Here is a 577-nt window from a genome sequence, read left to right as displayed (position 1 = left end):
AACTCCTAGCCAAAGCCAAAGATTATTATGACCTGAATAGTACTTTTGGAAAGCCTGAAAGCAAAACTGGCAGAGTCAGCAATTATGGCGATTACTTTCCTGTATGGGAAAAGTCAAAATTGGTAGAAAAACAAGCCACATTTCTTGTAGCTCCATATCACAGGTGGATGAATAGGGAATATGGAGATCAGAATTATATTCGTAGATTGGTATTCGAGTATGGTACAGAAGGTGAATTACTCAGAGCTGGAGTCATAGAACTTGTTTCAGGAACTCTTAACCTCAGGCATCTAGCCGAAAGACATGAAGCCGTCATAGATCAATACCTCATAGGAAACCCCTCTGAAGAAATCGGCATAATCTGGTCCGATATCAACATGAATGAATTGGAAGCAATGGCAGAAATTGGTTATGAAGTAGGTATTAGCTCAGATAGCAATGCTTCCGCTCGATTAGCAGATGCGAATTGTACTTATTATTTCTATGTATTGACTGATCAGGCTACGGGCATGATCATCTCCGCTACTTTTCTTTACAAAGAGTGTCCCCCACCAAACTTCTCAGACATCATCCCATG

Annotated in this window: 1 protein-coding gene; it reads left to right on the top strand. The window is 40.6% G+C overall.

The genetic code is table 11. The features are described from left to right. Window positions 1–577, top strand: a 577-nt coding sequence (locus MM213_RS20800; protein WP_241414797.1) for a hypothetical protein, incomplete at both ends; no start/stop codon positions are given.

Source organism: Belliella alkalica (genome assembly GCF_022549785.1).
In the GTDB taxonomy this organism is placed as follows: domain Bacteria; phylum Bacteroidota; class Bacteroidia; order Cytophagales; family Cyclobacteriaceae; genus Belliella; species Belliella alkalica.
The sequence above is the reverse complement of the archived record's forward strand: the minus strand, read 5'-3'. Positions and strand labels throughout refer to the sequence as shown.